We start from the raw sequence: 22,105 nt of genomic DNA on the forward strand, positions 1-22,105 counted from the left end.
ATGGCCAAACTGCTGGTTGTCGATGACGATCCGCATATTCGCGAACTGGTCAGGGTCTTTTTGCAAAACGAAGGCTTCGATATCCTGGAGGCAGCCGACGGTCAGGAAGCCATGGCTATCATGGAGACGGATCAGGCGGATCTGGTTATCCTCGACATCATGATGCCCCGTATGGATGGATGGGAGCTATGCCGCGAGCTCAGGAAGCATTACGACATCCCGCTGCTCATGCTGACAGCCAAGGGAGAGACTGCGCAAAAAATCAAAGGCTTCGAGCTGGGAACGGACGACTACCTCGTCAAGCCGTTCGAACCGGCGGAGCTCGTTGTTCGCGTCAAGGCGCTGTTAAAGCGGTACCGGATCGCAGCCTCGCACACGGTACAGGCCGGTTCGCTGCAATTGAACCGGAAGACATTTGAAATCGGGATGGGCGGCCAAAAGCTGACGATTCCTCCCAAAGAGTTCGAGCTGCTGTTCAAGCTGGCCAGCTATCCGGGGCAGACCATCTCCCGCGAGCAGCTGATCGAGCAGATTTGGGGCTTTGACTTCGAGGGCAATGAGCGAACCGTCGATGTGCACATCAACCGCCTGCGGGAACGCTTTCCCGAGTCGGAGTGCGGCTTTCAGATTCGAACCGTTCGGGGGCTCGGGTACCGACTGGAGATCAGGCCATGAGAGTTCATCCGCACAGGAAGGTGATATGGCTCAGAGTCCTTGGCGTCATCGGCTTTGTCATCTACATCAATCTTTGCTGGTCTGCTGCGTATTGGATTACGCAAGGCCTGTACCCGAAAATCGGGATCGAGCCTTCCGAGTTTGTCAGGGGACTGGTCAACTCCTTTTTGGGCTTTCTCATCTTTTTTTGCTCTATGTTTCTTCTTTCACGGCTTGTCAGGCCGCGGCATGTGGAGCTTTTCCAACTGCTGATCGACGCATTGAAACGGATCGCCAAAGGGGATTTCAGCGTCAAGCTCGATATCAAAATGGAGCACCAGTGGGGGCAACTCGTCGAGAACATCAACCATATGGCGGAGCAGCTGAACGAAATGGAGCAGATGCGCCAGGAGTTCATCTCCAACGTCTCTCACGAAATCCAATCTCCGCTGACCTCGATCAGCGGCTTCGCCCGCGCCTTGCGAAGCGAGCATCTCACCCGCGAGGAACAGCTCCATTATCTGGATATTATTGAAACGGAAAGCAAGCGCCTGTCAAAGCTGAGCGACAATCTGCTGAAGCTCACATCGCTGGAAGCGAGGCAGCATCCGATGGAGCGGAAGCGCTACCGTCTCGACGACCAGCTTCGGAGCATCATCCTGGCATGTGAGCCGCAGTGGCTGGAGAAAGGCATCGAGCTGGACGCAGAGCTGGAAAAAGTGGAGCTCGTCGCGGACGAGGACATGATGAGCCAGGTTTGGACCAACCTGCTCGGCAACAGCATCAAATTTACTCCCCCGGGCGGTACGATCAGCGTCCGTGCCCAGAGAATAGGGGGAGAGGTGGTCGTGCAGATTTCCGATACCGGCATCGGCATTTCAAGGGAGGATCAGGAGCGGATATTCGAGCGGTTTTTCAAGGCGGACAGATCGCGGAATCGGGCCGTTGGGGGCAGCGGACTTGGCCTTTCCATCGTAAAAAAGATTGTCGATTTGCATCAGGGAAAGATTGCCGTACAGAGCCGGCCAGGCGAAGGAACAACCTTTATCATCACATTCGCGGAGGACAAGAAAGTCCCCTCTCTTCCTTAAAAAGAAGGGGACTTTTTGCAATGCTCGCCGTGCGCTCAAGCTCCGATATACCTGGCATGGAGAGTGCGGGCCAGACTGATGTCATCCGTTCCTTGCACGAGCACCCGCCCGTCTGGAAAGACGACCAGCGTGTGCGGGTCTACGTGGAAGCGCAGGAGAAACTTGTTGCGTTCCACCTGGCCCAGCGGGGAAAGCCGTTCAGCGACCACATCCAGATCAAGCGACATATTGCCGGCAGGGGAGATTTGCACCGTATCCCGGCCGCACAGGGAGACGGCTTGGCCCTCTTGCGAATCCGGCTGCAAAAAGGAGAACTGCCGCTGGCCGCATGTCGGACAGTCATCGCGACGCCCGTTCGCCACCTTGATCTGGTGGTGGCGATTGTTCCACAAGTCGAAATGCTCCAGATTGGGGTTTAGCGCATCGGTGTCCCCGACCAGGATTTTGAGCGCTTCTGTCGCCTGATAAGAGGCCACGATGTGAATGATCGGGCCAATTACCCCGGCCGTATCGCAGGTCGCCATTTCACCCGGATTGGGCGGCTCCGGAAAGAGACACCGCAGGCAAGGCGTCACGCCCGGGCGAATGGAGGCAAACGTGCCGGTCGCGCTGACCGCTCCGCCGTACACCCAGGGAATGCCGTGTTTGACACAGACGTCGTTTACGAGATAGCGCACCTGGAAGTTGTCGGTGGCATCCAGCACGAGATCGACATCGGCGAGCAGAGACTCCGCATTGTAGGCGGTCAGGTCAGCCACGACAGGCTCGATCGCGACTTCGGAATTGATCCGCGTCAGCTTGGCGTGGGCTGAGATGGCCTTGGGCAAATGCTGCCGGGCATCGTCCTCGTCGTAGAGCATTTGCCGCTGGAGGTTGCTCGGTTCCACAAAATCGCGGTCGATGAGCCGGACAAAACCGACGCCTGCGCGAACCATGTGATTGGCGGACACCGTACCCAGCGCTCCCATGCCGACAATCGCTACACGGCTTTGCGACAGCCGCTCTTGTCCCGCGCGGCCGATAGGAGGAAACAGGATTTGACGGGAATAACGCGTATTCACGGTAGGTTAGCTCCTTTCCACGTCATCCGGAAGCGCTGTCGGGTTCCAAGGTCCTTGCTGATGGCCCTTCCACTCGCTGCCGTCCTCCCAGATTTCCTTCTTCCAGATCGGTACGATCTGCTTCAACCGCTCGATCGCGTATTCGCCAGCCTCGAAAGCCGCTTTTCGATGCGGCGTCGCTACGGCAGCGACCACCGCGATCTCCTCGATGGCAAGCTCGCCGATCCGGTGATGCATCGCCAGCTTCGTACCCGGCCACCGCTCTTCAACCTCGGACGCGATCTGCTTCATTTTTTCCACTGCCATTGGCTCGTAGGCTTCATAGGCAAGCAATACGGTACGCTGGCCGTGCGTGAACTCCCGGACGGTTCCGACAAAAGCGAGGACAGCGCCGGCATGCGGATTGGACACGAGCTTGACCAGTTTGTCAGCGCTCAGCGGTTCGGTCGTGATGGCAAAACGAGGGTCCTGACCGCCGCTCACAGGTGGCAATATGGCGATTTCGTCTCCGGCCCGGATGGCCGTATCCGGCTTGGCATACTCTTGATTGACGGAGATAAAGCAGCTGCCGAGCAGGGAGGACAGCGCAGGGTATTGGCTGGATGCGGCTTGCAGCAGGTCCTGTACGGTTGCTCCCTCCGGCAGTGTCAGTTGTATCGTTCGCTCGCCGGCCAGCTCGGCCAAACCGGCAAATAAAAGGACAGATATTTGCATGTAGCACTCCTCGTTTCCCAAGGGTTATTTATAGGAAGGAAAAGCTTCTCTCTACTTGTGACGATAACATAATTGCGCCTAACTGCCAAATCAGAGAGCGACTTCTTGCAGATTCCCGATTGATTTTCTACAGTGCTGAATGTAAGGTTAGATTATCGAAAAAGAAGGGCATTCCCAGGCGGAAAGCAAATGGGAGGAAGAAATGAACGACGAATTAACGCATTTTAACGATCAACAACGGGCCAAAATGGTGGACGTCTCCGAAAAAGAGGTAACCAAGCGGGTAGCGGTGGCTGTCAGCAAAATCACGATGAAGCCGGAAACGCTGCTGCGCATTCGCGAGGGGCAGATTGCCAAGGGGGATGTATTGGCTGTCGCACAGGTAGCCGGAGTAATGGCTGCGAAAAAGACGTGGGAGATCATCCCGATGTGTCATCCGCTGCCGCTGACGGGCATTGACATCCGCTTTTCGTATGCGGACAAAGCGACATTGGATATCGAGGCAACCGTCAAAACGACCGGCAAGACCGGCGTGGAGATGGAGGCACTGACAGCCGCAAGCGCAGCCGCGCTCACCGTTTATGACATGTGCAAGGCCATGGACAAGGAAATGGTAATCGGGCCGACGTATCTCCAGAGCAAAACCGGCGGGAAAAGCGGAGATTTTTATCGGAGCGAGGCGTAAACATCAGATGAGTCGACTATGGAATTCCTATCCGCGCAGCATCCGGCTTCTGGCCGTTGCTGCCGTTATTCATTCTACGGGCATGGCCTGTATCTGGCCGCTGGTGACGATCTACATCCACGATTTTCTCGGGAAGCCGCTCACCGTAGCGGGTGTTCTTTTGATGCTGAATCAGGGAGCGTACCTGATCGGCAGTCTGACAGGCGGGGTTCTCTTTGACCGCTGGGGGAAAATGCGCACAGTATACGCCGCGACAGCGGGAGCGGTAGCCGTAGCTGTGGCACTGGGCTTCACAACCAGCTTTCATACGTATACGGTCTTGCTGCTTTTGAACGGATTTTTCTCCGGCATCATGTTTCCTGTGCTCAATGCCCTGATCGGCCTCTTGTGGCCTGACGGCGGCCGCAAGGGCTTGAATACGGTTTATGTGGCACTCAATATCGGGGTAGCGATCGGTTCCGCCTCGGCGGGAATGCTGGCGAGCATTTCCTTTGCCTGGACTTTCTTTGGAAATGCGGCGCTGCAGCTGGCAGTTCTGTTTCTCTTTATCTTTTTGAGCCGCACGGTCGATCTTGAGCGCGGTCAGGAAAAAGAAGGCCGGCTCGTGGCAGCGTCGGCGAAGCACACAGAGGAAGGTGAGGGGGCACAGCTGCCTGCCGCGGGATTGGCGGAGAAGGCCGGCGGATCAAAAGGGGCCGCGGCGGCAATGGCGACGGATGCCGCTCAAGCTGCCGGTCGCCCGATGGCATGGCTAGCGCTCGGTCTGTTGTCGGCAGGGTTGTTGGTCTGCTGGATTATTTACTCGCAGTGGACGACTGTGCTGTCGGCGTATATGCAGTCGCTGGGCATCACGCTCAGGGAGTACAGCCTGCTGTGGACGCTGAATGGTGCTTTGATCCTGTTCGGGCAGCCGTTTATCTCCTGGGTGATCAGGCACTTCGCCCGTACGCTGAAAGCGCAGTTGCTGTTAGGCGCCTACGTCTTTTCGCTCTCCATGCTGATCTTGTCCCAGACGACGGTGTACGCCGGTTTTTTCGTGGCCATGTTTGTCATTACACTGGGTGAAATGCTGGTGTGGCCTGCCGTCCCGACCATCGCTGCCGAGTTGTCTCCACCGGGACGTGAAGGGTTCATTCAAGGCCTCATCGGGGGCGTAGGCTCAGGAGGACGCATGGTCGGCCCGCTGATGGGCGCCGTGATCTTTGAAGCGCTCGGAGCAAATGGGATGGTCTACTTCATGGCTGCTTTGGCTTTGGTCGCTGTCGCTTGCTTTACCGTGTACACGTCCTTTGTAAAGCGTCCTGAGATGAAGGCAGCTCTGCCTGCTCCGGAGAAGCTCGGGTCATGACAAGCAATGCTTGGACGGATACTCGTAGCTGTCAGGCGAAGACCAGCAGGCTTTCAGCCGAGGCCGCTCAGGCTGTCAGTCGAGGCCCCTCAGCCTGTCAGTGAGGCTCCTCAGTTTGTCAGTTGAGGACCGCCAGGCTGACAGTTGAGGACTGCCAGGCTGTCTAACGAGGCCCTGCAGGCTGCCGGGCCAGCAACAGCAAAGCAGCCCGGGCCATGGTTCGGGATATTGTATTGACACTCCCAACCTGCTCAAGTAGTATAGTAGACATTCAAAGTAAATAGGTTGCTGTTAACTTATCCAGAGAGGTGGAGGGACTGGCCCGATGAAGCCCGGCAGCGGATCTTGCAGGATATTCTGCAGATGCTGTGCCAATTCCAGCAGGAGCGATCCTGACAGATAAGAACGTGGAGACGCACGATCCGCCCCTTTTTCTGTTCAGGAAAAGGGGCTTTTTGCATGCCTGCTTCGATGTCTGGATTATTTTTGCGAAAGAAAGGATAGAAAGCCAATGCGCATCCAACCATCTGCCATGGTGGACCGACTGCCGACGCAGTTTTTTGCCACGCTGGTAGCGAAAACAAACAAGGCCATCGCGGCCGGACATGACATTATCAATCTTGGACAGGGCAATCCCGATCTCCCGACACCGCAGCATATCGTGGAAGAGCTGAGCGAGCAGGCCAAGCGCCCTGTCCACCACAAATACCCGCCGTTCAGCGGCAGGCTGGAGCTGAAGCAGGCCGTCGCCCACTGGTACAAGGAAGAGTTCGGCGTGGAGCTGGACGCGGAGGAAGAGGTAGCCATCCTGTTTGGCAGCAAGACAGGTCTGGTTGAGATTTGTCAGGTGCTGCTGAACCCCGGGGACGTCGCTTTGGTGCCCGATCCAGGTTATCCGGATTACTGGTCCGGCGTGGCTGTAGCTGACGGCCGCATGGTCATGATGCCGCTCAAGGCTGAAAACGCGTTTCTTCCGGATTACGGCCAGTTGAAGCCGGAAGATTTGGAAAAAGCCAAGCTGATGTTCCTCAATTACCCGAACAATCCGACGGCGGTCAACGCTCCGGTGGAATTTTTTGAAGAGACCATCCGCTTTGCCCGCAAGCACGAGATCGTCGTCTGCCATGATTTCGCCTATGGTGCGATCAGCTTTGACGGCAAAAAGCCGGTCAGCTTCATGCAGGTGCCGGGGGCAAAAGAAGTAGGAGTGGAGTTTTACACCCTGTCGAAAACGTACAACATGGCCGGCTGGCGCGTCGGGGCTATGGTCGGAAACAAGGAGCTCGTACGGCTGGTCAATTTGATTGAGGACCATTACTTTGTCAGTCTCTTCGGCGCTGTGCAGATGGCGGCGGCAAAAGCGATGACCGGCTCGCAGCAATGCGTACATGATCTCGTCTCCGTCTACCAAAGCAGGCGGGATGTGCTGTTCGCCGAGCTCCACCGGATCGGTTGGCAGGCCAAGCCTTCAGAGGGCTCGTTTTTCAGCTGGCTGCCTGTTCCCGAAGGGTTTACATCGGTCGAGTTTTCCGATTTGCTGCTGGAAAAGGCTCATGTGGTGGTTGCGCCTGGCGTCGGTTTTGGACCGACGGGCGAGGGGTATGTGCGCGCGGCGCTTCTTTCCAGCGAAGAAAGGCTGGCGGAGGCAGTGCGAAGGATTGAGAAGCTGGGGCTGTTTGCTCGGTAAGCTTGTTGGCGGGCTTCGGGTTATCTTGCTCCTTGTCCAGGGGCCGCGGTGGGGAGAAGCCTGGAAACAGGCTTCTCCTGCGATTCGGGGTGGCACAACAGGCTGAATCAAGCAGGATACTCACGGATAAAGCAGGCTTGATTCGAAATGATACTCACGGATGCCAAAACATAATGACGGCAATCTTTTCAAGAAAGACAGCCTTATTTTTCGTGTATAGCGGAAGCCATACTTGCAACATAAAGCATGGCTTCCCAAGCAAAAGGCCCGGAGCTATGATCGCTCAGGGCCTTTATGATGGCTTGATGGAATCAGGTGATACCCCAGGCCAGCTTTATGGACTGGGCGGGATCGGCGGTTGCCAGTTCAAGTCTATGTACCGTGTTTCGATGGTTTGCAAAGCGAGCTTCAGCTTTTGCGGAGGCTGCTCCATTCCTTTGACAATCAGGGTTTGGACCAATACGACTCCCTTGTCTGAATTCTCCATATACGTCTTGGCAAAATCGGTCCGAACGTCGAAACGCTTGCCGTTTTCGTCATACAGATTCCAGTAAGGGAAGCTCTCCAGTTTTCCCAAGCCCTTCAACTCGATTATCCAGACGGGCTCGAATTTGCCTACAAAAACCCGTCCCACCGTACTTTTGCTTTTTCTCCTGTTTCTTACCTCTACAGCCCGGTTTACCACCAAAAGAAAAGCAGGAAACATCTGCACAAGCATCGATACCCCCAACCAAAGTAGTCGCGAGTATAATCCGACGATTTCGACCGAGCCATCGCTCGACATAGCTAAAACCTATTCCGCCGATAGATTTGTGAGATTGGACTTATGACGGCCGCAGTGATAAAACAGGTATAAGCGAAATCTAGGGGGAACCGAACATGGAATATTCATTTTCCAAAGCAACCAGCGCACTCAGCTCCTCGGCCGTGCGCGAAATCCTGAAGCTGACACAGGGCAATCAAGTATTGTCTTTGGCAGGCGGCCTGCCGGCAGAGGATTCTTTTCCAATCGAAGAAATGAGAGAAGCCTTCAATCGCGCTCTGGATCACGGAGCAAAATCGCTGCAATACGGCTTGACTGACGGGTACATTCCGCTTCGGGAATGGGTTTCGTCCCGCATGAAACAAAAGCATATGAATGTTGGCGTAGAAAACATGCTGATCACTACCGGCTCCCAGCAGGCCGTCGACTTGCTCTGCCGTGTCTATCTGGACGAAGGCGACGTCGTGCTGGTAGAAAATCCAACGTATCTCGCGGCCGTGCAACTGTTCCAATTTCGCGGCATTCGAGCTATTCCGGTGGATGGAGATGCGGAAGGCATGGATATGGAGGACCTTGCCAGAAAAATCGCACAATATCGCCCGAAGATGGCCTATGTCATTCCGACGTTTGCAAACCCGACAGGAAAGGTTTGGAGTCTGGAAAAACGCTTGGGACTGCTGAAACAATGCCGGGAAAACAACATTTTGATTCTGGAAGACGATCCGTACGGGGAAATCCAGTTCGACGGCGCGGCGCCTTATCGCAGCATTTTTTCTCTCGATGAGCATCCGGACGGATCGGCTGTCGTCTACACCAGCACCTTCTCCAAAATCGTCGCTCCGGGTCTTCGAACGGGGTGGGCGATTGGAGACAGCCAGGTGATTCAGATGATGGTAAAAGCCAAGCAGGCAATCGACTTGCAGTCCAGCACAATCGACCAATTTGCTCTGTATGAGCTGCTGTCCCGGTTTGATTTGGAAAGCCATATTCAAAAAATCCGCGACTCGTACAAAGAGCGGATGGAGTGGATGCACGAGCTGCTCTGTCGTCAAACCAGCGGCATGAAGTGGAATAAACCGAGAGGCGGAATGTTCCTCTGGGTAGAGCTGCCGGAGCATGTACACTCCGAGAAGCTGCTGGCGCAGGCTGTCAAGGAAGGCGTCGCGTTTGTTCCCGGTATCCCGTTCTACGCGGACCAGCCTCAAACGAATACGATGCGCCTCAACTATACGCTGCTGGATCGGGAACATACCGAACTGGCGATCAACCGCTTGGGCAAAGCGTTTGCGGAGTACAGCCAGCTAGTCGCTCACTAGCGATAAATGAATACGTGGATCGAATAAAACAGGGTGTCCCGAAGTCTTTGACGACGGGGGCACCCTGTTTTTTGCAGCCTCGGTTATTATTCTTCTGTTTCCTCCAACGTGCAGATCGCACTCGGCCGCTTGATGCGGAGCACGACACACTCATAGACGCGGAACAGGCTGTTCATTTGCTCGTCTCCGAGGAAGGACGTATCGAAGTCTTCCGCAATAGCCAGGTCAAGGTTGTGACGGCCGGTTGCGACCAGGACGCCGGATCGGCCCTTGATGGTCGGGGATTGGAAGACGCCGTCGGTGACCAGATTGCGGACGTGCTCGATTTCCAGTACATTCGTTCCCTTGTGTACGCGGTGCAGAAGCGAGTACAGCTCAGGGGAGACGACCAATGCGTATGGACCGCTGTGTCCCATCTTCAACAGCTTGTTGCGCGCTTCCACGATGTCGGCAAAGGCATTGCCCGACTCCATCCAGTCGCTCTTCAAGTGGGTGAGACGCTCCTTCACATTCATCAAGCCCGGCAGGTCCAGACCCGGGGAGCCGTTGAAGATCAGGTCATCCTCCATGAGAGCGCAGCCGGCTGCCGCATTCGCAGCGGCACTCATATCCAGCGGCATACCCAATGTCCGGGCTTGGGCCACATCCCGCCAGTACAGCATGAAGTCTTTGTACAGGATGGGAATGGTCAGGCTGACCCGTTTGCTGGGCTGGGTCATTTCCAGCGATTCGCCGCGCAGGTTCAATCCGCCAAAGCGGGACTCGTCGTAAATATCGTTGGTAATCGTCTGAATGCCCTCACCGAGCGGGCCGTAAATATCGAGAAAGCGGCGGCCAACCAGCTGGCGTCGCGCCATATCAACAACGGTTTCATCCAGTTGCTTCCATTCATCGTGAGTCAAAGGGGAATCGGGATATTTGCGGAGCTTGTCCATTCCACATACCTCCAAATCGTTTCTGTTTACCTGCCGGAATCTGCAAGCAAAGTTTAAAACATGCCTTTTAAGCTGCCTACAGTCAGGCCCTTTCTGCCTGTTTTGGCTGCTGGGGCGGCAGCAGTCTTGCCGGTATTGGCAACTGCCGGAGAAGAGGAGGCTTTCAGATGATCCACCTGGTGGATATCGTATCCCTCGTCATGATCGGTCAGATCAGGCCGGTGCACATCCGAGAAACGCTCGCTTAGCGCTGCCATGATTTCCTTTACGCGGAGGTAGTCCTCCTGGGTGGATTCGCGCATGCTGTTTAGGAGCTGGCGGGTTTCCTCGTCTTTGAACTCATACAAAGATAGCTCCAGATGCTCGCGAAAATTGTGCAAGCCGAACCGTTCGAGATTGATGTCGGATAAAAGGCGGGACAGTTCGCGGTCGCTGAGCTGTTCCGCTTTTTTTGCCTCGTCGAGCGAGCCTATGTAGGGAATCAGCTCCTGCAAACGGCCGAGGCGCTGTTCTTCTTCCTCCAGGATGTGGTGGTAGTAGAGTCGCGTATGCTCGTCCTGTGCAGCATCGATAATGGGCTGGATAATCTCCGCAAAGCGGTCGATATAGCCCCTGGTTCGAGAAAATATGGCGTGCAGTTGTGACATTTCTTGCACCCGACGCCACCTCCTTGCAGGTGATTTGTTTCATTATAACGTTGGAAAAATAAACCGGGCAACCTTTATCTGCATGTATCTCCTAGTTTGTGTCAGTCTGAAAAACTTATCATGGAGAGTATTGTCAAAGCTAAATGGGAATGATAATATTTATCAATAAGAGTGATATTCATTATCAATTAGAAATGAAAGCCATAGATATACACAACAAAAGTCGATAAACCAGGTTAGGAGGAAAAAACATGTCATCTATTCTCGTCATTGGCGGAGACCGCCTCGGAAATATTGTAGACTTTTTGGAGGAGCAGGGTTTTACCAATATTCATCATGTGACGGGGCGGAAAAACTCCCAGACCGGCGTAAAAATCCCTACTGGCATTCACATGATTTTGGTGCTGACGGATTTCGTCAACCACAATCTGGCCAAGACCGTAAAAAGTCAGGCAAAGGACAGGGAGCTGCCGATTCTCTTTTGCAAACGTTCCTGCTCGGCGATCGCGAAGGCTTTGGTTCAGGGAGCATAAATACATACCCCCCGCTGTGGAAAGACTACAGACTGATATGTACACCAAACGGGGGAATGAAAGGTGAAGCAAAACAAGCTTGACGAATTGCCGATTGCCAAACTGTCCGAGCAGCAGCTTCAGCATCTGCGAGCAGCGGAAGAAGAGATCACCAAAGAAGGCACAGATGTCTACCTGATCGCTTTTGAAAAACAGGCCCCGTCCCAGTGACGGGGTTTTGCTTTGAAATTGGCTCCGCCAGGCCGAGGGCTCCGACGGAACGGAGCCGGGGACTTGGCGGGACCTTTCCTCTAAAACACAAATTGATCCAACTGCTGTTTCAATGCATCGATTCCGATGGCAAATCCAAGGCATTGGCTGGACTGGATGATAAACGCGTTTAGCCCTACGACTTCTCCATTCAGATTGATCAAGGGACCTCCACTGTTGCCGGGATTGATGGCGGCATCGGTCTGGAAAATTTCGTCATACATTCGTTTGGCGACATGGAGACGGCGATTTTTTGCACTGATGATGCCCGCTGTGACGGAGTTTTCCAAACCGAGCGGTGAACCGTCTGTTCCTGTAGGAGCAAACATCTTTGCCGTTACCGGTAAAAAATGGCCCGCACTTTCACCGTACGCTGCTTCTTTTTTCCTTGGGTCGTCCAAGCCTCTGCCTCCACTCGCTCCAACAACAGCAGGGCCAAATGCCGGCGTTCTTCACGCGCAGCCTGCTGCCATATCCATTTCCAATCTGTCCATTGCCGCCAGTCGATTGCTCCGGGAGCAAAGAAAGCCTCATTTCCACCCGAAGACATCTCCTGCTCCAACCGCCTCAAGTCCTGCTGCCTTGCTGCGAGCTCCTCCAGCGTAATCACGCCTGCCTCATACGCTTTCATCCAGCGCTGCCGTTTTTTGGTAAGCTGCTTGCGATCATCGGCAGCCGCTGTAGAGGACCTGCACCTCTCCTGAACGATGCGGCGAAAGACCGAGCCCATTTCCTCTTGTGCAGAAGAAAGCTGCCCAAGCACCTCGTCCTCCAGCCGGTCTTCCCGGAGTGCAGGCGCCTGACAAATGCCGTTGGCTCTGTTTTTGCACAGGTAATAGATGTGACGATACCGCTTTCCGCCGCCTTTGCGGATATCTGCTGTTTTCCCGCGCATCTCGGCTTTGCAGCGGGCACAGTATAACAAGCCGGAAAAAACAAACGGAGAGGAAAGGACTCTCGGATGCGTTCTCTGCCGCAGCCCCATCCGTTCCTGTACCTTGAGGAACGTTTCCCGATCGACAATCGCCGGATGGGCGTCTTCAACCAGAATCCATTCGTCCCGCTTGTTCTGCTGTCCGCCAGCTTCCGCGTAGTTCCAGCGAAGCGCTCCGTAGTACACCGGATTGCGCAGCAGGCGAGTCACCGTGCTGCCGCTCCATTTTCCGCCATGCTTGCCCAAATGTCCGTCCCGATTGGCTTTCTCTGCAATCTGGCCAGGCGTATAACCGGAAAGGTATTGCTGATACATGCGGCTGACCACTTTGGCTTCCTCGGGATGGGGTATGAGCTGATGGTGATGCAGCATGTAGCCGTAGGGAGGAGGACCGCCCGGGCGTTTTCGTTCCCGCGCCATTTGCTCCATGCCCAATTTGACCCGCTCTCCGAGGTTTTCCCGCTCCCACTGGGCCAGGGCGGCTACCAGTGTGATAAACAGTCTGCCGATGGCTGTTGTCGTATCGTACACCTCTGTACAGCTTTTAAAGCGGACACCGTATTTCTCAAAATCCTGAAGCAACCGGTACAAGTCGAGAACAGACCGGGTGAGCCGATCCAGCCGGTAGACCAGGACGACATCGATGCTTCCGGAACGAATGTCGCCGAGCATTCGCTGCAGGGCCGGCCTTTTCGTATCCTTGGCGCTGAAGCCCTCGTCAGCATAGATGTTGGAAAGCGTCCAGCCCTGCGAGCTGATGTAGGCAGTCAGCCGTTCTTTCTGAGCAGCCATGGAAAACCCGTCGGAAGCCTGTTCTTCCGTACTGACGCGAATGTACACAGCTGTCCTCATGGCATCAACCTCCCGGATAACGGATTGCTAGAGTTTACAAGCAGGCCGGGTTTCCTATGCCTGGACAGCTGAAAGTTTTTGCCGGGGAAAATAAAAAGCCCGCTGCGATTCGTGACGAAAACGCAGCAGGCGAGAGGGATCTGTTGGGGAGGCTACATCCACTTTTGCCCCCATTCGTGAATGGAGTCGATCACTGGCCGAAGATCCTTCCCCTTGTCGGTCAGCTCGTACTCGATACGGACGGGTATTTCCGGATACACTTTGCGTTCCAGAATGCCCTGCTCCTCCAATTCCTTCAATCGCTCGGAAAGCATTTTATCGCTCATGTGCGGAACCATTTCCCGGATATCCTTGAATCGGACAGCCCCGCGCAACAGCACGTTGATAATCAAACCGGTCCATCTCTTACCGAGAATATTGATAGCTCCTTCGTATTTGGGGCACGTCTGTTCATTCCCAAATTCTTGACCCACGATGGTGTCACCTCTGTGGTACATCTTGTTTTCCTCTTTATTGTAGCATATCAACTTGAATAAAGTAAGTAACACAATGAGACTTGGTGCCTATATTGTTTTGTCCAGAGTGTCCGGACTTATGCAAGCGCTGGCGATAAAAAGGGCGATGGCCCGTTTCCAGCCCATGGGTCTCCACTTTTTTCATTTCAACATAGACTATTCGAGAACATAGACGGAGGGTGGGTCTTGATGTCAAAAAAACCGGTAATCGGTATTCTTACGTGGAGAGAAGGGAAACGGTTTGGCGAGCCGGGGTACTTGCGAAGGCTGGTGACGGCAGGAAAGCGAATGGGGGCAGAGACGTTCCTGTTTTCCCATCAGGATGTGAATACGGCTGAGAAAAAGATCAGGGGATTCGTTCCGGCAAAGGGAGGCGGGTGGGAAAGCCGCCTGTTTCCGTGGCCAGAGGTCGTCATTGACCGGTACCGAAAAAGGGAAGACGCGTACATGAGGCTGCGTCATGGCGGGGTGTTTCAGTTTGCCAACAGTCCGTTTGGAAAGAAATGGAGGGTGACTGAGCTTTTGGCCAAAGACGATCGGGTCAAAAGATGGATTCCCGAGACGTACGTGTACGCGAAAGGAAAAGTAAAGGCGATGCTGGACCGCTATCCGATCGTCTATGTAAAACCGGGCAATGGGACAGGGGGACGCAGCATCGTCAAGATCTCGCAGGCAGGGAAACACTTCCTCATTCAGGGGAGAGATCGCCGGCTGCAAAGACGGAAGGCTAGCTTTGCGACCAGGGATGGCGTGGAGAGCTGGATTCAAAAGTGGGTGCGGGAGCAGCGGATTCGAGACGGGAACTTTCTCGTGCAGCAGGGGCTCGATCTTTCGCTGGTGCCGGGCCGCGTCGCTGATGTACGCCTTTTGATCCAAAAAAACAGCGCTGGAGAGTGGGAGGTGACTGGCTCTGGAGTACGCCTCGGGGAGACGGGCAGCTCCATTTCCAATCTGCACGGAGGGGGGAAGGCCATTTCATTCCAGTCGTTCGTGGGCAAGCGGTTCGGTCCGGAGCGGACAAAGCTTATCCAGCAGGAGTGCCACCGGATGGCCCACGAGATAGCGTCTGTCCTGGAGGAAAAATTTGGGCGGATGATGGAGTTTGGTCTGGACGTAGGGGTGGATGTAGCCGGAAGAGTCTGGTTGATCGAAGTAAACCCCAAGCCGGGCCGGGAAATCTTCAGGCAGATGGGGGATACGCGCACGTATGAAGAAGCGATCGCCCGCCCCGTCTCCTTTGCGCTTCATCTGATCAACTCCGGACAGGTGCAGACGAAAGGCGGTCGAAAAACGGGGGCTTGAAGAGGCGGGAGCCAAACCCGGAACGAAGCGGTGGAGACCCCCCATGACGGTTTGCCGCTATAGCAACAGGCGGTGAACCAATGCTGATGACCCATTCACCTACTTTTGTCTCCGAAGAGTCACCGAGCCGCAATGGATGCAGCTTGCAATCCGCATCAATCTTGATAACAGCATAATCGCGGACGCGATCAGCCAGTACCCGCTTCGCCTCAAAGACACGCCCATTGTATAGTTTGACAAGGATGGTGCGCGATTTTCCGATGACGTGTTCGCTGGTCAGGATATACCCTTTGGGATGAAAGAGAAAGCCGGAACCGTAACTCCGCTCGGAAGCAAAGGGCGGATCATCGGAGACCAGACTGCGAATCAGGTCTTCTACGTTGTTGGTCTGATGATTATCTTCTGTGACGATGGAAACAACGCCGTCCCTTACCCGTTCGATAATGGGAACGAAGAAGTTGAAGGGGTGCAAACTGTTGCTCGCGGGGTATTTGGCTCTGGCATAGTTGTTCCACTTTTTACTTTTCACGTCTCTCTCCCCCTAAAGCAGATAGGTATGTATCATCTTATGGCGAGTGCGGAGGTATGGGACGCCCAAATATAATCAGTGGGATATATCAATATTTTTAATTGATATAATAAAGAATTAGCATTGGTATATTTATAAAGGAACACTTATAATTGGGTAAAGAATATTTCGAACAATACAAGCGATTTCGCAATATACGGAAACCTTCCGTTTCCAGAATTGACGATTTCGCGGCGGAAACATGGAGATGCTTAGGGTATTGGAGGATGTAGAGAGATGGACGTAAAAACAATCATACTCGGTTTTCTGAATTATGGTGAAATGAGCGGCTATGACATAAAGCAGGCTTTTTCAAGCAGCATCGGCTTTTTCTACGATGCCAGCTTCGGCGCGATCTATCCGGCTCTGCGCAAGCTGGAGGAAGAGGGCTATGTGACCAAGCAGGAAATCATTCAATCGGGCAAGCCGAACAAGATTTTGTACCGGATTACAGAAGCGGGCAAGGCGACATTCAACCAGGAGATTCAGTCTGCAATTTTGCCGCCCGTTCTTCGTTCCGATATGCTGGTAAAAATTTTCTTCGGAAACAGCCGCACCGAGGCAGAGCAGAAAGAGCTGATGGAGAGCTGTCTGGAGCTTCAGCATAACATGCTGAAGCAAAGCCGGGACTCGTACGCGAAATTGCAGGACACTTTTGACGATTATCAAAAGTTTTGTTGGGAATATACGATTCATCACCTGGAAATGACGATTTCTTTCCTGGAAGAAAAAATGCCGGCTCTATTGAAAAAGGAGCATGCGTACATGGCTTAAAAGCCAGGAACCCAAGTGAAGGACCCCCAATGATGCGTGCTCAGAACAAATAAAAAAAGCGAAAGGGCCGTATAGACGCCTTTCGCTTTTTCGTGTTTTATTTCAGGTTTTCCGGATTGAGGCACTCCAGCTCAGGTACGACAAAACGGCCGTCCTTGCGAATCAGGCGGTCATCAAACCAGATTTCACCGCCACCCCACTCAGGGCGTTGGATGCAGACCAGATCCCAGTGAATGGAGGACTTGTTGCCGTTAAACGCTTCGTCATAGGCTTGACCCGGCGTAAAGTGGAAGCTGCCGTCGATTTTTTCGTCAAACAGGATGTCCTTCATCGGATTTTGGATATAAGGATTGACGCCAATGGCAAATTCCCCGATGAAACGGGCGCCCTCGTCTGTGTCGAATACTTCGTTGATCTTTTTCGTATCGTTGGCGGTCGCTTCGACGATTTTGCCATCCTTGAAGGTCAGCTTGATATTGTCGTATGTAAAGCCTTGGTAAGGAGACGGCGTATTGTAGGAGATGACGCCGTTGACAGAGTCGCGAACAGGTGCGGTAAACACTTCCCCGTCCGGAATATTGGCTTCCCCGGCGCATTTGATCGCAGGAATGCCTTTGATGGAAAAGCTCAGATCGGTGCCAGGACCTACGATGCGGACCTTGTCGGTTTTCTCCATCAGTTCGACGAGGCTGTCCATCGCCTTATCCATTTTTCCGTAATCCAGCGTGCAGACATCGAAATAGAAATCTTCAAAGGCTGCCGTGCTCATGTTGGCCAACTGGGCCATCGAAGCGTTCGGGTAGCGGAGGACGACCCATTTTGTTTCAGGAACACGCACATCCAGTACCGGGCGCGTGTGCAGTCTGGAACTCAACTGGATCTTGTCGCCGGGAACATCAGCGTATTCATTGATGTTGTCGCCGCCGCGAATGCCGATGTAGACGTCCATCTTCTTCATGAAGGACACGTCAGCCTCGCGCATGATTTCCAGTTGCTTTTCATTGGTGTGAAGAAGCAGTTCACGCTGAATCGTAGGATCGATCAGCTGTACGAAAGGATTGCCTCCTGCTGCATACACTTCCCTGATGACGGCGCGAGTCAGTTCGGAAACAGAACCGACGGCATAGATGAGAACGTTTTCACCGCTTTGTACGCGGGTCGAGTAATTGACCAGAACATTGGCCAGTTTTTCCAAACGGGGATCTTTCATGGGTGAGTGTACCTCGCTTTCAGTAGCGTTCATACAGTATTGTAACATGAGAAAATCTGGCTTTGCCAGAAACCGCTATGCAAGCGATAAAAAATTTTTTTCTAACTCGTGAAGAAAAGAAAAAAGCTACCCGTCGACAGGGCAGCATGCGTATGAAACGCGCTATTCAGGATCCGGTCCTAATATATATGCAATCATTGGCCCTTATGTTCCACTAGTGCTGATTAATTGTCACAAGAGCAGCCGACAATTACCAACAGGATAAACAGGATCAACACCAGAGTGAAGTCGTCAAGGTTGCCGTTAAAGATGCTACTCATTAAACATCCTCCTTTGTTTGTTAAGCGTCAGTGCTTACATCCATAACATATGGGTTTTCGCACAATGCCGTAACAAGGGCAAACGCCCATTTTTCCGAAGTATATTATTCTGAAAACATGGAAAAGCTAGAGGATACGAAAGTACGACGCGAAACGAAAGGATGGCATTTGTCATGCGCAAAGCCTTGTCCGGCATGGACCATTATTTTTTGGAACCCGTTTTGATCAACGTGGGAGAAGACTTCAAATCGATTGTGTGGAAAGCGCAATACGATATGGATTTTAATACGGAGTGTCTGTTCTGTTTTTCCGAAAAGATTACCGGGTACCGGGTCGAAGATGAAGCAGGACGCTCCGGAAAAGTCGCAGTCTGTCCCCATTGCGAAAAAGTGAACGCCATTTACGCTTGAGTAATCCAGGTAACTTTTCCCGCTGCCGCTAAGAAAAAAGGGGGAAAGGTTTAGCCGGGGGGACCATGCTCGCAGAAGGGCATGGCGAAATGGCGGCAACAACAGGTTTCATCGAAGATCCGGAGCATCAGCCCCTGATCGGGCAAAAGCGATGTCTCTTACAGGGGCATCGCTTTTGCTTGTGTCTGCCACTCTATCCACCATGTACCACCCCTGTTTTAGCAGGATTGAACCCTGTTAAATCGAATACGTAAGGGAGCATACATAAGGCAGGATAGAGGTGAACACATGCACAAGAAATGCAGCCGCTGTGGGAGAGACATGGAGATCATGCTGCGAAATGTCGTGTACCGGAAAAGGGTCAAAATCTTGAATGTACCGGTGCAAGTCTGTCAGAATGATCACTGCTCCCATTCCCAGGTCGTCGACGTAGTCAAGGAAGACCTGAAAGAATTGATGGAGAACCTGGGCCAGTATCCGGAGCGGCAGAACATCGAATTTGAAGACGTGTCAGAACTCTCTCATTTGCTGGTATTGATTGCGAACCAAGAAGAGGATGCTACGGTTCGGCAGGCTTTGGAAGAGCGGGTAAATGAACTGTTGGACCTGTTTTTGCTTGCGCAATCGCTTGGGGATCAGGAGTGGATGCGAGAGCTCCGGCAGCGTTTGACCAAAATCATGATTTGACTGTGGAGAGTTGTCCTGTTTGCTAGGACGGCTCTTTTTGTTATCGCTTCAAAATGCGGAAAGAATGCTTTTCGATACGGAAAGAATGCATCGCGATTGTGGGCTGGCGGGTGCACCGGAAGCATGGACTTCCGCATTTCTTTTCCGTATACTATGAACCACATAGGAGTGATGAGAGGAGCGATACGCCAATGTCAGTAAATCAGCTTCATTCCCTGGAGGAATTGGACCAGTTTGTGTCGGAAACAGGCAAGCGCCTGCTGTTCAAGCATAGTACGGTCTGCCCGATCAGCACGACTGCCTACGAGGAATTTCAAGCATTTTTGCGTGAACAGGACGTGCCGTCAGCGGTTATTCTCGTGCGGGAGGATCGTCCCGTATCCAATGCCGTTGCCGAGCGTTTCGCGATTACGCACGAGTCCCCGCAGATTTTTCTGCTGGAGGACGGCCAGGTCAAATGGCACACATCGCACTGGAAAATCACCAAAGCTGCGATAGCCGAAGCGATTAACGGGTAAACCAAAAACGGGTTGGCATATGGCGCCAGCCCGTTTTTCTATTCGGTCAAACGTTTCTCTCAAAAGCTATTCCCAGTACAATTCCAGTTTGTCGCCCGCCTGCAGCTCGCTATGAAAAGAAGCGGGCTCTCCGTTTATCAGCATGACGAGCCTGGTGAGGCCATCCGTCGATGGTTTTTCCAGCGAGACGTCAACATAGCGGAAGACATCGCTGAATACGGGCGCGGCAGGCTGTGTCGCCTTTACGGTAATGATCGCACCGTCCTCTACCCGTTCGTGCTGCTCGGCAGGGCGGCCATTCATCGTAATCGACAGGGAAGAAAGCGCGATCGATACGGGAGTGCCGTTGAAGTGGACGGTCATCGACTCCTGCACCCATTCCTCCGGCGGAATGACGTCGCGGATCGCCGGCAGCTCGAGCGGCTCCTCCCGGAAGATCAGCTCATCTCCAGGTCTGACAAAGTCGCTGAGAGAAGCTGCCTTGCCGTTTATCTCCACGACTGTCTGTCGGGATGACAAGGAATACTCACGGCCGTTTACGCTGAATTGAACGGTTTCGGCGGCCGCGTCGGCAGATGCCGCAGAAAGCATGCCGGATTCGCGCAAAACCTCTTCTACCGTTCGCGGCAAACGGATGACAACCTCGCTCCGGTCAGCCAGCTCGGCGTCTAGCGGATGGGGCTGGCCATTCACCAGCGCGATTGGGCCCAAGGAAAGCGGCTGGCTGTTTACGGTCAGCTCCAGCGTATCCAGCTTGTCCATCAAATCGATCACTTGAGCCTTGGCGTCTTCTCCGTCTGATCCCGCCTCTGCCACGATCCGGTCGCCTTCCATGATCGGTGCGTCCAGACCGCTAGCCTCTCCGTTTTTCATGATGACAGGAGCGGTTCCATGCCCGCCGGGGATCATCTTCATCCGGCCGTTGACGGTCAGGGTGATCGCCATTCCCGGACGGCCATGCAGACGGCGAATATCCAGACCGGCAGCGATCAAAGCGTCACCGACGGTCATTTTCCGCAGATCGAAGATGCGGATGGGACTGTCGTTGACGGTGACGGTTACGTACTTCACCGGATGCCGCTGTGCAGCGACCGCAATCCCTACTGGCGTTACGAATTCCGGTCCGTTCAGCAGCGGATGCTCGCCGACAAATTGGCGGATGGCATCCGCTCCTCTGACCGCGACTCGCGCTGCCGGCAGCCCGAGTGCCTCTGCGACCCGTTCCGTCAGCTTGGGTGTCAGGCTGCCGCCGCCGATCAGCATCACGGCTTGCGGAGGCTTGCCGTTGAGCTCGAGGATCTTCATCGCGATTTTTCCGGCGAGATGGTTGATCTCCTTGTCGATTGCTTTTACGATCTCTTCGCTCGGCAGCGTCTGTTCAAGTCCGAGAATATCCGTGAACGTAATCATCTCGGAGCCGGTGAGGGCGCGCTTTACTTCCTCGGCCATCGGGAAGTCGAGCAGGAATGCGTTCATGAGAGCATCGGTAATTTCGTCACCGGCGACGGGCACCATCCCGTACGCGGTAATCGCTCCCTCCTCGGTCAAGGCGACGTCAGATGTGCCGGCGCCGATGTCGACAAGCGCGATGTTCAGCCTGCGCATAGTGACCGGGATGAGGACGTTGATGGCAGCGATCGGCTCCAGCGTGAGCGCCTGCATGTCCAGTCCGCAGCGGTTCAAGGCAGCCAGCAGAGAATCCACGACGACACGTGGCAAAAACGTCGCAATCACGTCTGCACTGGCTGTTTCACCGCGCTGGTCGATCAGGTTGCCGATCAATTCTCCATCCAGAAAGTAATTGACCACGCTGTACCCGACACAGTAATAGCGAGTCACGTCCTGTTCGTTCAGCTCCTGGGCCAACTGTGCCTGTGCCTCCTGTACGGCGGAAAACTCCAATGTCAGGACATCGTCACGGGCAATGGCTGCGTGACGCGACAGATGAATGTCCATCCTCACGCGCTTTGTCCGAAGCGAGCGGCCCGCCGCAGCGACAGCTACCCGCTTGAGCGGCCCGTGCTTTATTTCCAACTCTTCTTTTATTTTTCCGATGACTTTGGAAACGGCGATCACATCGTGTATTTGACCGTCCAGCATCGAGCGTTCGTCGTGCTCGCGGACGGTGCAGTCAATCACGCGAAATTGTTCTCCACAGGGTTCCACGATCAGCCCTACTACGCTGCGGGTTCCGATATCCAAAGCAAAAATCAGCTCTTCTGACGATGATTGTTCATGGTCTGACAATGGGATGTCACTCCTCTTACCGGTGGAAATTCCGGGAAATGAATGTGTATGTTATTCGACTCGAAACGGGGAGAATCCTGTCGAA

25 protein-coding genes and 1 riboswitch are annotated in these 22,105 nt (G+C 53.9%); of the genes, 13 read left to right on the forward strand and 12 right to left on the reverse strand.

The window, feature by feature from the left end; genetic code table 11:
• Together V5G20_RS08630 and V5G20_RS08635 are read left to right on the forward strand one after the other, a co-directional pair.
• Positions 1 to 675 (forward strand): response regulator transcription factor, encoded by a 675-nt coding sequence (locus tag V5G20_RS08630; RefSeq protein ID WP_003389138.1) that lies wholly within the window; start codon positions 1 to 3, stop codon positions 673 to 675.
• The gene (locus tag V5G20_RS08635; protein WP_122957923.1) at positions 672 to 1,745 is read left to right on the forward strand and encodes a sensor histidine kinase; all 1,074 of its coding nucleotides are present in this window, start codon (positions 672 to 674) and stop codon (positions 1,743 to 1,745) included. The genes V5G20_RS08630 and V5G20_RS08635 overlap by 4 nt, the downstream gene beginning before the upstream one ends.
• Positions 1,746 to 1,780: 35 nt before the next feature.
• Here V5G20_RS08635 and V5G20_RS08640 read toward each other — a convergent pair whose 3' ends face one another.
• Together V5G20_RS08640 and moaD are read right to left on the reverse strand one after the other, a co-directional pair.
• Positions 1,781 to 2,806, reverse strand: a complete 1,026-nt coding sequence (locus tag V5G20_RS08640; RefSeq protein WP_338463345.1) for a ThiF family adenylyltransferase — start codon at positions 2,804 to 2,806, stop codon at positions 1,781 to 1,783.
• Between the two features lie 6 nt (positions 2,807 to 2,812).
• Entirely contained in the window at positions 2,813 to 3,520 is a 708-nt protein-coding gene (moaD, locus tag V5G20_RS08645; protein ID WP_003389141.1) for a molybdopterin converting factor subunit 1, read from the reverse strand.
• Positions 3,521 to 3,722: 202 nt separating this feature from the next.
• Between moaD and moaC the strand changes: the two genes are divergently transcribed.
• The 3 genes from moaC to V5G20_RS08660 all read left to right on the forward strand — a co-directional run bounded on the left by moaC (position 3,723) and on the right by V5G20_RS08660 (position 7,240).
• Entirely contained in the window at positions 3,723 to 4,205 is a 483-nt protein-coding gene (moaC, locus tag V5G20_RS08650; RefSeq protein WP_003389143.1) for a cyclic pyranopterin monophosphate synthase MoaC, read from the forward strand.
• Between the two features lie 7 nt (positions 4,206 to 4,212).
• A complete protein-coding gene (locus V5G20_RS08655; RefSeq protein ID WP_003389145.1) occupies positions 4,213 to 5,553 on the forward strand; it encodes an MFS transporter in 1,341 nt (446 codons plus the stop codon).
• A gap of 293 nt (positions 5,554 to 5,846) precedes the next feature.
• A riboswitch (SAM riboswitch) is annotated at positions 5,847 to 5,959 on the forward strand.
• Positions 5,960 to 6,064: 105 nt separating this feature from the next.
• Positions 6,065 to 7,240 carry a pyridoxal phosphate-dependent aminotransferase gene (locus tag V5G20_RS08660; RefSeq protein WP_338463346.1) on the forward strand — a complete coding sequence of 392 codons (1,176 nt, stop codon included), beginning with the start codon at positions 6,065 to 6,067 and terminating at the stop codon, positions 7,238 to 7,240.
• Positions 7,241 to 7,574: 334 nt separating this feature from the next.
• Here V5G20_RS08660 and V5G20_RS08665 read toward each other — a convergent pair whose 3' ends face one another.
• On the reverse strand, positions 7,575 to 7,958 hold the full coding sequence (locus V5G20_RS08665) for a hypothetical protein (protein ID WP_003389149.1): 384 nt from the start codon (positions 7,956 to 7,958) through the stop codon (positions 7,575 to 7,577).
• Positions 7,959 to 8,119: 161 nt separating this feature from the next.
• Here V5G20_RS08665 and V5G20_RS08670 point away from each other — a divergent pair, with 161 nt between their 5' ends.
• Entirely contained in the window at positions 8,120 to 9,319 is a 1,200-nt protein-coding gene (locus V5G20_RS08670) for a PLP-dependent aminotransferase family protein (RefSeq protein WP_172920707.1), read from the forward strand.
• 86 nt (positions 9,320 to 9,405) lie between these two features.
• Here the strand turns inward: V5G20_RS08670 and V5G20_RS08675 are convergent, their stop codons facing one another.
• Both V5G20_RS08675 and V5G20_RS08680 read right to left on the reverse strand, forming a co-directional pair.
• Positions 9,406 to 10,254, reverse strand: a complete 849-nt coding sequence (locus tag V5G20_RS08675) for a family 1 encapsulin nanocompartment shell protein (protein WP_327956267.1) — start codon at positions 10,252 to 10,254, stop codon at positions 9,406 to 9,408.
• Positions 10,255 to 10,307: 53 nt separating this feature from the next.
• A complete protein-coding gene (locus V5G20_RS08680; RefSeq protein ID WP_003389153.1) occupies positions 10,308 to 10,910 on the reverse strand; it encodes an IMEF encapsulin system ferritin-like cargo protein in 603 nt (200 codons plus the stop codon).
• A 242-nt stretch (positions 10,911 to 11,152) separates the two neighbouring features.
• Between V5G20_RS08680 and V5G20_RS08685 the strand changes: the two genes are divergently transcribed.
• Both V5G20_RS08685 and V5G20_RS08690 read left to right on the forward strand, forming a co-directional pair.
• Positions 11,153 to 11,434 carry a DUF2325 domain-containing protein gene (locus V5G20_RS08685; protein WP_003389154.1) on the forward strand — a complete coding sequence of 94 codons (282 nt, stop codon included), beginning with the start codon at positions 11,153 to 11,155 and terminating at the stop codon, positions 11,432 to 11,434.
• A gap of 63 nt (positions 11,435 to 11,497) precedes the next feature.
• Complete coding sequence (locus V5G20_RS08690; RefSeq protein WP_003389155.1) at positions 11,498 to 11,644, forward strand: hypothetical protein; 147 nt, start codon at positions 11,498 to 11,500, stop codon at positions 11,642 to 11,644.
• An 80-nt stretch (positions 11,645 to 11,724) separates the two neighbouring features.
• On the opposite strand, the gene V5G20_RS08695 is transcribed toward V5G20_RS08690, so the two are convergent.
• From V5G20_RS08695 to V5G20_RS08705, 3 genes are all read right to left on the reverse strand, one after another.
• Positions 11,725 to 12,084 (reverse strand): S1C family serine protease, encoded by a 360-nt coding sequence (locus V5G20_RS08695; protein ID WP_269320786.1) that lies wholly within the window; start codon positions 12,082 to 12,084, stop codon positions 11,725 to 11,727.
• The gene (locus V5G20_RS08700; protein WP_171506898.1) at positions 12,021 to 13,469 is read right to left on the reverse strand and encodes a recombinase family protein; all 1,449 of its coding nucleotides are present in this window, start codon (positions 13,467 to 13,469) and stop codon (positions 12,021 to 12,023) included. The genes V5G20_RS08695 and V5G20_RS08700 overlap by 64 nt, the downstream gene beginning before the upstream one ends.
• A 152-nt stretch (positions 13,470 to 13,621) precedes the next feature.
• Positions 13,622 to 13,966, reverse strand: a complete 345-nt coding sequence (locus V5G20_RS08705) for a winged helix-turn-helix transcriptional regulator (protein ID WP_003389158.1) — start codon at positions 13,964 to 13,966, stop codon at positions 13,622 to 13,624.
• 207 nt (positions 13,967 to 14,173) lie between these two features.
• Between V5G20_RS08705 and V5G20_RS08710 the strand changes: the two genes are divergently transcribed.
• The gene (locus V5G20_RS08710) at positions 14,174 to 15,286 is read left to right on the forward strand and encodes a YheC/YheD family protein (protein WP_003389159.1); all 1,113 of its coding nucleotides are present in this window, start codon (positions 14,174 to 14,176) and stop codon (positions 15,284 to 15,286) included.
• Here the strand turns inward: V5G20_RS08710 and V5G20_RS08715 are convergent.
• A complete protein-coding gene (locus V5G20_RS08715; RefSeq protein WP_003389160.1) occupies positions 15,237 to 15,815 on the reverse strand; it encodes a S1C family serine protease in 579 nt (192 codons plus the stop codon). The two genes, V5G20_RS08710 and V5G20_RS08715, sit on opposite strands and share 50 nt — an antisense overlap.
• A 276-nt stretch (positions 15,816 to 16,091) precedes the next feature.
• On the opposite strand from V5G20_RS08715, the gene V5G20_RS08720 reads away from it, so the two are divergent.
• Positions 16,092 to 16,628: a PadR family transcriptional regulator gene (locus V5G20_RS08720; RefSeq protein ID WP_003389161.1), complete on the forward strand. Its 537-nt coding sequence runs from the start codon at positions 16,092 to 16,094 to the stop codon at positions 16,626 to 16,628.
• Between the two features lie 97 nt (positions 16,629 to 16,725).
• On the opposite strand, the gene V5G20_RS08725 is transcribed toward V5G20_RS08720, so the two are convergent.
• The gene (locus V5G20_RS08725) at positions 16,726 to 17,838 is read right to left on the reverse strand and encodes an aminopeptidase (RefSeq protein WP_003389162.1); all 1,113 of its coding nucleotides are present in this window, start codon (positions 17,836 to 17,838) and stop codon (positions 16,726 to 16,728) included.
• 224 nt (positions 17,839 to 18,062) lie between these two features.
• Complete coding sequence (locus tag V5G20_RS08730; protein WP_024982869.1) at positions 18,063 to 18,158, reverse strand: YjcZ family sporulation protein; 96 nt, start codon at positions 18,156 to 18,158, stop codon at positions 18,063 to 18,065.
• A gap of 173 nt (positions 18,159 to 18,331) precedes the next feature.
• On the opposite strand from V5G20_RS08730, the gene V5G20_RS08735 reads away from it, so the two are divergent.
• The 3 genes from V5G20_RS08735 to ytxJ all read left to right on the forward strand — a co-directional run bounded on the left by V5G20_RS08735 (position 18,332) and on the right by ytxJ (position 19,773).
• Complete coding sequence (locus V5G20_RS08735; RefSeq protein WP_003389164.1) at positions 18,332 to 18,568, forward strand: hypothetical protein; 237 nt, start codon at positions 18,332 to 18,334, stop codon at positions 18,566 to 18,568.
• 288 nt (positions 18,569 to 18,856) lie between these two features.
• Positions 18,857 to 19,255, forward strand: a complete 399-nt coding sequence (locus tag V5G20_RS08740) for a hypothetical protein (RefSeq protein WP_024982868.1) — start codon at positions 18,857 to 18,859, stop codon at positions 19,253 to 19,255.
• Positions 19,256 to 19,446: 191 nt separating this feature from the next.
• Complete coding sequence (ytxJ, locus tag V5G20_RS08745; protein WP_003389166.1) at positions 19,447 to 19,773, forward strand: bacillithiol system redox-active protein YtxJ; 327 nt, start codon at positions 19,447 to 19,449, stop codon at positions 19,771 to 19,773.
• A gap of 66 nt (positions 19,774 to 19,839) precedes the next feature.
• On the opposite strand, the gene V5G20_RS08750 is transcribed toward ytxJ, so the two are convergent.
• Positions 19,840 to 22,020, reverse strand: coding sequence for a cell division protein FtsA (locus V5G20_RS08750; protein ID WP_338463347.1), 2,181 nt, complete (start codon positions 22,018 to 22,020; stop codon positions 19,840 to 19,842).
• Positions 22,021 to 22,105: the final 85 nt, after the last annotated feature.

The sequence above is a fragment of the Brevibacillus borstelensis genome (assembly GCF_036700025.1).
Taxonomy (GTDB): Bacteria; Bacillota; Bacilli; order Brevibacillales; family Brevibacillaceae; genus Brevibacillus; species Brevibacillus borstelensis.